The organism is Streptomyces anandii JCM 4720, from assembly GCF_014650655.1.
Taxonomy (GTDB): domain Bacteria; phylum Actinomycetota; class Actinomycetes; order Streptomycetales; family Streptomycetaceae; genus Streptomyces; species Streptomyces anandii.
On the sequence record NZ_BMVJ01000018.1, the window covers coordinates 51,416 to 58,021 of the forward strand.

The window sequence follows — 6,606 nt, forward strand, 5'->3', positions numbered from 1 at the left end:
CGGAGTGCAGCTGCGGCAGGTCCTGCTCGCTGATGCCGTGCCGCTTCATCGAGGACATCACCTCGATGACGACACGGGCGCCGACGAGGCCGTAGACCCCGTCCACCGACGACACCGAGCGGATCACCCGGTCGGGCAGCGGCACGGGCTCCTCGCCGCGCCGGTACGGCGTCAGCACCAGCAGGTCGCCACCGAAGAAGTCCTTGATGCGTGCGGCCTCGTAGGTGGTGCCGACGGCGAGGACGTCCGAGCCCAGCCGGGTGGCCTCCTCCGCCAGCCGCTCGTGGCCGAAGCCGTAGCCGTTGCCCTTGCAGACCGGGACGAGTCCCGGGAACTGCTCCTGCACGTGCTTGTGGTGCGCCCGCCAGCGCGCGGTGTCGACGTAGAGCGTGAGCGCCATGGCCGGACCCGGAACCTTTCTCGTGGGCTGGGGTGTGTGGGGTGGAAGACCGGCGGCGCCGCCGAACGGATCGGCGGTGTCGCGGCCGGTATGTGGATCAGCGGCGCGACATGTAGATGTCGAGCGCCTTGTGGAGCAGCTTGTTCAGCGGGAAGTCCCACTCGCCGAGGTACTCGGCGGCCTGTCCGCCGGTGCCGACCTTGAACTGGATCAGTCCGAAGAGGTGGTCGGTCTCGTCCAGCGAGTCGGAGATGCCGCGCAGGTCGTAGACGGTGGCGCCGAGCGCGTAGGCGTCGCGCAGCATCCGCCACTGCATGGCGTTGGAGGGGCGGACCTCACGGCCGATGTTGTCGGAGGCGCCGTAGGAGTACCAGACGTGACCGCCGACGATCAGCATCGTGGCCGCGGCCAGGTTCACGCCGTTGTGCCGGGCGAAGTACAGCCGCATGCGGTTGGGGTCCTCGGTGTTGAGGGCCGTCCACATGCGCTGGAAGTACGACAGCGGGCGGGGCCGGAAGTGGTCGCGCACGGCCGTGATCTCGTACAGCCGCTGCCATTCCTCGAGGTCCTGGTAGCCGCCCTGGACGACCTCGACGCCGGCCTTCTCGGCCTTCTTGATGTTGCGGCGCCACAGCTGGTTGAAGTTCTTGTGGACCTCTTCCAGGGAGCGGCCGGCCAGCGGCACCTGGAAGACGTAGCGGGGCTGCACGTCGCCGAAGCCGGCGCCGCCGTCCTCGCCCTGCTGCCAGCCCATGCGGCGCAGCTTGTCGGCGACCTCGAAGGCGCGGGGCTCGATGAAGTCGGCCTCCAGGTCGCGCAGACGCTTCACGTCCGGGTCCTGGATGCCCTTCTTGATGGTGTCGGAGTCCCAGCGCCGGATGACCACGGGCGGGCCCATCTTCACCGAGAACGCTCCCTGCTGCTTCAGGTGCGCCAGCATCGGCTGGATCCAGTCGTCCAGGTTCGGAGCGAACCAGTTGATGACCGGGCCCTCGGGCAGGTAGGCGAGGTAGCGCTTGATCTTGGGCAGCTGACGGTAGAGGACCAGGCCCGCGCCGACCATCTCGCCCGTACGGTCGTCGAACCAGCCCAGGTTCTCCGAGCGCCACTCGGCCTTCACGTCCGCCCAGGCCGGCACCTGCATGTGACTCGCCGCGGGCAGGTTCTGGATGTAGGCCAGATGCTGCTCTCGACTGATGGTCCTCAGGGTCAGGCTCATTCGGGGCGCTCCTCGGGCTGGCGTGTCCCCATGGGTACAGGGGTCCGGCTCTCGCGCCGAAGCCTACTGCGCCCGGGGAGCGCGCAGACTGGCCGCACGCAACCTTCGCCCCGGCCTGTCGCCTGCCGGGGCGCCGTGCGCGGACCCATGGGGAGCGTCCGCGGGGTGCGGGTTCAGCCGCCGACGAACCCGTTGAAGATGCCGAAGAGGCCGCCGTTGGCCATGCCGAAGTAGAGGCCGATGGCGGAGGCGCCCAGTGCGAGGACCAGACCGAAGCGCTCACGTGTCGTCTCGGAGATGAACTGGCCGTACCCGGCGGTGAGGACACCGAACAGGCCCGTCCAGGCCGTCAGGAAGTGGAGTCCGGGGAACGCCGCGGTGGCGGCCGCGATCGCGCCCAGTACCACGCTCACGGCCAGCAGGCCGTTCTGCAGCGGGTGCGGCTTGCCGTCCGTGGCCAGCAGACCGTTGCTGGGTTTGGTCGATCGCATCATCTGAGCCATGGGATACCTCCTGCCGAAGGCAGCATCGCTTCGCCCTGCACAACCCGATGTGTACAGATTGTCTGCCCTCGGAGCCAGATTTCAACCGGACGGTGGCGGGCGGGTAAGCTGTTGCTTCTGTACCGGTGCCCTGCCGTGCCGCAGCCCGGCCGATCCGGCCGAGCGGACCCCCGTTGTCAGTGGGTCCTGGTTTACTCACGGACATCGGTACCAGCGCATCACAACCCTCCTGCCACGGAACGACCGTGGCCGCTGAGTCCAAAGGAGGTGGGTTCCACATGCGTCACTACGAGGTGATGGTCATCCTCGACCCCGATCTCGAGGAGCGCTCTGTCTCCCCGCTGATCGAGAACTTCCTTTCCGTCGTCCGTGACGGTGGCGGAAAGGTCGAGAAGGTCGACACCTGGGGCCGTCGTCGTCTCTCGTACGAGATCAAGAAGAAGCCCGAGGGCATCTACTCGGTCATCGACCTGCAGGCCGAGCCTGCGGTCGTCAAGGAGCTCGACCGCCAGATGAACCTGAACGAGTCGGTCCTCCGGACCAAGGTCCTCCGCCCCGAGACCCACTGAGCCTTCCGCTCAGCTGATCTCGGGATTCGAGTAGCACCAAGCAGCCAGCAGCACACCCGCCGAGAGGTTCACCCATGGCAGGCGAGACCGTCATCACGGTCATCGGCAATCTTGTCGACGACCCCGAGCTGCGCTTCACCCCTTCCGGTGCGGCGGTCGCGAAGTTCCGTGTCGCGTCCACGCCCCGCACCTTCGACCGTCAGACGAACGAGTGGAAGGACGGCGAGAGCCTCTTCCTGACCTGCTCGGTCTGGCGGCAGGCGGCGGAGAACGTCGCGGAGTCGCTCCAGCGAGGCATGCGCGTCATCGTGCAGGGCCGGCTGAAGCAGCGGTCCTACGAGGACCGCGAGGGCGTCAAGCGCACGGTCTACGAGCTGGACGTCGAGGAAGTCGGCGCCAGCCTGCGCAACGCCACGGCCAAGGTCACCAAGACCTCCGGCCGCGGTGGCCAGGGCGGTTACGGCGGCGGCGGTGGCGGCCAGCAGGGCGGCGGCTGGGGCGGCGGTCCCGGTGGCGGCCAGCAGGGCGGCGGTGCTCCGGCCGACGACCCGTGGGCGACCGGCGCTCCCGCCGGTGGCAACCAGGGTGGCGGCGGCTGGGGCGGCGGCGGCTCCGGCGGCGGTGGCGGCTACTCGGACGAGCCCCCCTTCTAGGGCTCGCTTTCCCCCTTCTTGATCACACAGGAGAAACACCATGGCGAAGCCGCCTGTGCGCAAGCCTAAGAAGAAGGTCTGCGCTTTCTGCAAGGACAAGGTCACGTACGTGGACTACAAGGACACGAACATGCTGCGGAAGTTCATTTCCGACCGCGGCAAGATCCGTGCCCGCCGCGTGACCGGCAACTGCACGCAGCACCAGCGTGACGTCGCCACGGCCGTCAAGAACAGCCGTGAGATGGCGCTGCTGCCCTACACCTCCACCGCGCGCTAAGGGAAGGGTGACCGACTCATGAAGATCATCCTCACCCACGAGGTCTCCGGCCTCGGCGCCGCGGGCGACGTCGTCGACGTCAAGGACGGTTACGCTCGCAACTACCTGATCCCGCGGAAGTTCGCGATCCGCTGGACCAAGGGTGGCGAGAAGGACGTCGAGCAGATCCGTCGTGCTCGCAAGATCCACGAGATCCAGACCATCGAGCAGGCCAACCAGGTCAAGGCCCAGCTCGAGGGCGTGAAGGTCCGTCTGGCCGTCCGCTCCGGCGACGCCGGTCGTCTCTTCGGTTCCGTCACCCCGGCCGACATCGCCTCGGCGATCAAGGCCTCCGGTGGTCCCGAGGTCGACAAGCGCCGTATCGAGCTGTCGTCTCCGATCAAGACCCTGGGCGCCCACGAGACGTCCGTGCGTCTGCACCCCGAGGTTGCCGCCAAGGTCAACATCGAGGTCGTCGCCGCCTGATCGTCAGGATCAAGCAGCTGAGAAGGGCCGTGCCCAGTAGGGTGCGGCCCTTCGCTGTTTCACGTGAAACGTGCTCAGCGCGCCGCCCCCGTCACCAGCCAGCGGCCGGAGCGGGCACGGAGCCACAGGGTTGCCATCCGCACGGTCATCATGAGCGTCATCGCGCCCCACAGTGCGGTCAGCCCGCCACCCAGCGCGGGCACCAGCAGTGCGGCCGGAGTGAAGACCGCCAGGGTGACCAGCATCGCCCACGCCAGGTACGGGCCGTCGCCGGCGCCCATCAGCACTCCGTCGAGGACGAACACCACACCGCACACCGGCTGGGAGAGTGCGACCACCAGCAGCGCGGGAAGCGCGGTGTCCTTCACCGTGGGGTCACCGGTGAACAGCGGCAGGAAGGCGGGACGGGCCACGATCACAAGAAGGCCCAGCACCACTCCGACCGCGAGGCCCCACTCCACCATGCGCCGGCAGGCCTCCCGCGCACCGGAGGCGTCGCCGGCGCCGAGGTAGCGGCCGATGATGGCCTGTCCCGCGATGGCGATGGCGTCCAGCGCGAAGGCCAGCAGACTCCACAGGGACAGGATGATCTGGTGGGCGGCGATGTCGGCGTCGCCGAGACGGGCGGCGACCGCGGTGGCGATCATCAGGATCGCCCGCAGGGAGAGGGTGCGGACCAGCAGTGGGACACCGGCCTGCGCGGACGCCCGGATGCCGGCTGTGTCAGGGCGCAGGAACGCGCCGTGCCGGCGAGCTCCGCGGACGACGACGGTCAGGTAGACCGCGGCCATCCCGCACTGGGCGATCACGGTGCCCCAGGCGGATCCGGCGATGCCGAGTCCGGCGCCGTAGACCAGACCGGCGTTCAGCGCGGCGTTGGCCACGAAACCGCCGACGGCGACGTAGAGCGGGGTCCTCGTGTTCTGGAGCCCGCGCAGGACGCCGGTGGCGGCGAGCACGACCAGCATGGCCGGGATCCCGAGAGCGGAGACACGCAGATATGTCGTCGCGTACGGTGCGGCCGTGTGCGAAGCGCCGAAGAGGTCCACCAGGGCGGGGGCGGTGGGGAGCACGGCGGCGATCACGAGGGCGCCGAGCAGCAGGGCGAGCCAGATGCCGTCCATGCCCTGCCGGATGGCGGCCTGGAGGTCACCGGCCCCCACGCGCCGGGCGACGGCCGCGGTAGTGGCGTAGGCGAGGAAGACGAAGACGCTGACGGCGGTGGTCAGCAGGGCCGAGGCGACGCCGAGCCCGGCGAGCTGTGCGGTACCGAGATGGCCGACGATCGCGCTGTCGGCCATGACGAAGAGGGGCTCGGCGACGAGCGCGCCGAAGGCCGGGACCGCCAGTGCGACGATCTCTCGGTCGTGCCGGCGCCGGGCCGGCGGACGGCGTGCGGGGGCCTGTGTCATGAGCACCAATCTAATCGTCCACAGGTAAGAGATGCAAAGCACTTGCAGTCCTTACTTGCCTGGTTGCGGTGCGCAGGTGTGCGCACTGTTCGATGCGATCTTGGTCCGAGCGGGCAGTTTTTTCTTCTGCACAGCCGGTGGATGGGAAAGGAGCAGGTCAGAGATGCTTTGCGGGAGGCGTCGAGTGCTTGTTCACAGCGCTGTCCACCGGGCCGTGCACAGGTTTCGCGGAGTTCTCCACAGCATCCGGGCCGTCGTCCACATGGCCTGTGGATAACCAGATTGGCTGACGCTGCCCGGGGGCCTACCGTTGTCCGGCGCCCGCTCCGTCCACCGGCCTTCCAAACCGTCATAAACCTGACGTGGCCCAAGCGGAGTTGGGCCTCTCATTTGTCAGTGCCGTGCCGTAGAAAAGAGGGGCACGGCGAGGTCCGCTCGGCGGACGGGAGGAGGTCGCTCGGTGAGCATTTCCGAGCCCCTGGACGACCCGTGGGCCGACAGCGGACCCAGTGATCGTCTGCCGGCCTCCCGCCGTCGCCCCGACGGCGGCCGCGGCCGCGACGAGCAGCACGACCGGGGCAGGGAGAGCGAGGCCTGGGAGAGCGCCGGCTCCTCCTTCGAGCGGGTCCCCCCGCAGGACCTCGACGCCGAGCAGTCCGTCCTCGGCGGCATGCTGCTGTCCAAGGACGCCATCGCCGACGTCGTCGAGATCCTCAAGGGCCACGACTTCTACAAGCCGGCCCACGAGACGATCTACCAGGCGATCCTCGACGTCTACGCCAAGGGCGAGCCGGCCGACCCCATCACCATCGCCGCCGAGCTCACCAAACGCGGCGAGATCAACAAGGTGGGCGGCGCCTCCTATCTGCACTCCCTGGTGCAGACGGTGCCCACCGCCGCGAACGCCGCGTACTACGCCGAGATCGTCCACGAGCGTGCCGTGCTGCGCCGCCTGGTCGAGGCGGGCACCCGCATCACACAGATGGGATACGCGGCCGACGACGACGTGGACGAGATCGTCAACCGCGCCCAGGCCGAGATCTACGCGGTCACCGAGCAGCGCACCAGTGAGGACTACCTGCCGCTGGGCGACATCATGGAGGGCGCC

The 6,606-nt window shown here is 68.7% G+C and carries 9 protein-coding genes; 5 read left to right on the forward strand and 4 right to left on the reverse strand.

Annotated features, from left to right (window positions below; genetic code table 11):
* The 3 genes from IE249_RS38625 to IE249_RS26970 form a co-directional block, all read right to left on the reverse strand.
* The coding region (locus IE249_RS38625) for an alanine racemase (protein ID WP_229859349.1) at positions 1-400 on the reverse strand (400 nt) is incomplete at its 3' end.
* Positions 401-497: 97 nt separating this feature from the next.
* Positions 498-1,619, reverse strand: a complete 1,122-nt coding sequence (femX, locus tag IE249_RS26965) for a peptidoglycan bridge formation glycyltransferase FemX (protein WP_189708785.1) — start codon at positions 1,617-1,619, stop codon at positions 498-500.
* Positions 1,620-1,792: 173 nt separating this feature from the next.
* Positions 1,793-2,122 carry a hypothetical protein gene (locus tag IE249_RS26970; RefSeq protein WP_189708787.1) on the reverse strand — a complete coding sequence of 110 codons (330 nt, stop codon included), beginning with the start codon at positions 2,120-2,122 and terminating at the stop codon, positions 1,793-1,795.
* A gap of 278 nt (positions 2,123-2,400) precedes the next feature.
* Here IE249_RS26970 and rpsF point away from each other — a divergent pair, with 278 nt between their 5' ends.
* The 4 genes from rpsF to rplI all read left to right on the forward strand — a co-directional run bounded on the left by rpsF (position 2,401) and on the right by rplI (position 4,086).
* Positions 2,401-2,691 carry a 30S ribosomal protein S6 gene (rpsF, locus tag IE249_RS26975; RefSeq protein WP_019324683.1) on the forward strand — a complete coding sequence of 97 codons (291 nt, stop codon included), beginning with the start codon at positions 2,401-2,403 and terminating at the stop codon, positions 2,689-2,691.
* Positions 2,692-2,765: 74 nt separating this feature from the next.
* A complete protein-coding gene (locus tag IE249_RS26980; RefSeq protein ID WP_189708789.1) occupies positions 2,766-3,344 on the forward strand; it encodes a single-stranded DNA-binding protein in 579 nt (192 codons plus the stop codon).
* 40 nt (positions 3,345-3,384) lie between these two features.
* The gene (rpsR, locus tag IE249_RS26985; protein ID WP_003949403.1) at positions 3,385-3,621 is read left to right on the forward strand and encodes a 30S ribosomal protein S18; all 237 of its coding nucleotides are present in this window, start codon (positions 3,385-3,387) and stop codon (positions 3,619-3,621) included.
* An 18-nt stretch (positions 3,622-3,639) separates the two neighbouring features.
* On the forward strand, positions 3,640-4,086 hold the full coding sequence (gene rplI, locus IE249_RS26990; RefSeq protein ID WP_189708791.1) for a 50S ribosomal protein L9: 447 nt from the start codon (positions 3,640-3,642) through the stop codon (positions 4,084-4,086).
* Between the two features lie 74 nt (positions 4,087-4,160).
* Here rplI and IE249_RS26995 read toward each other — a convergent pair whose 3' ends face one another.
* The gene (locus tag IE249_RS26995) at positions 4,161-5,498 is read right to left on the reverse strand and encodes an MATE family efflux transporter (protein WP_189708793.1); all 1,338 of its coding nucleotides are present in this window, start codon (positions 5,496-5,498) and stop codon (positions 4,161-4,163) included.
* A 460-nt stretch (positions 5,499-5,958) separates the two neighbouring features.
* On the opposite strand from IE249_RS26995, the gene IE249_RS38630 reads away from it, so the two are divergent.
* On the forward strand, positions 5,959-6,606 hold a 648-nt coding region (locus tag IE249_RS38630; protein WP_308434401.1), incomplete at its 3' end, for a DnaB-like helicase N-terminal domain-containing protein.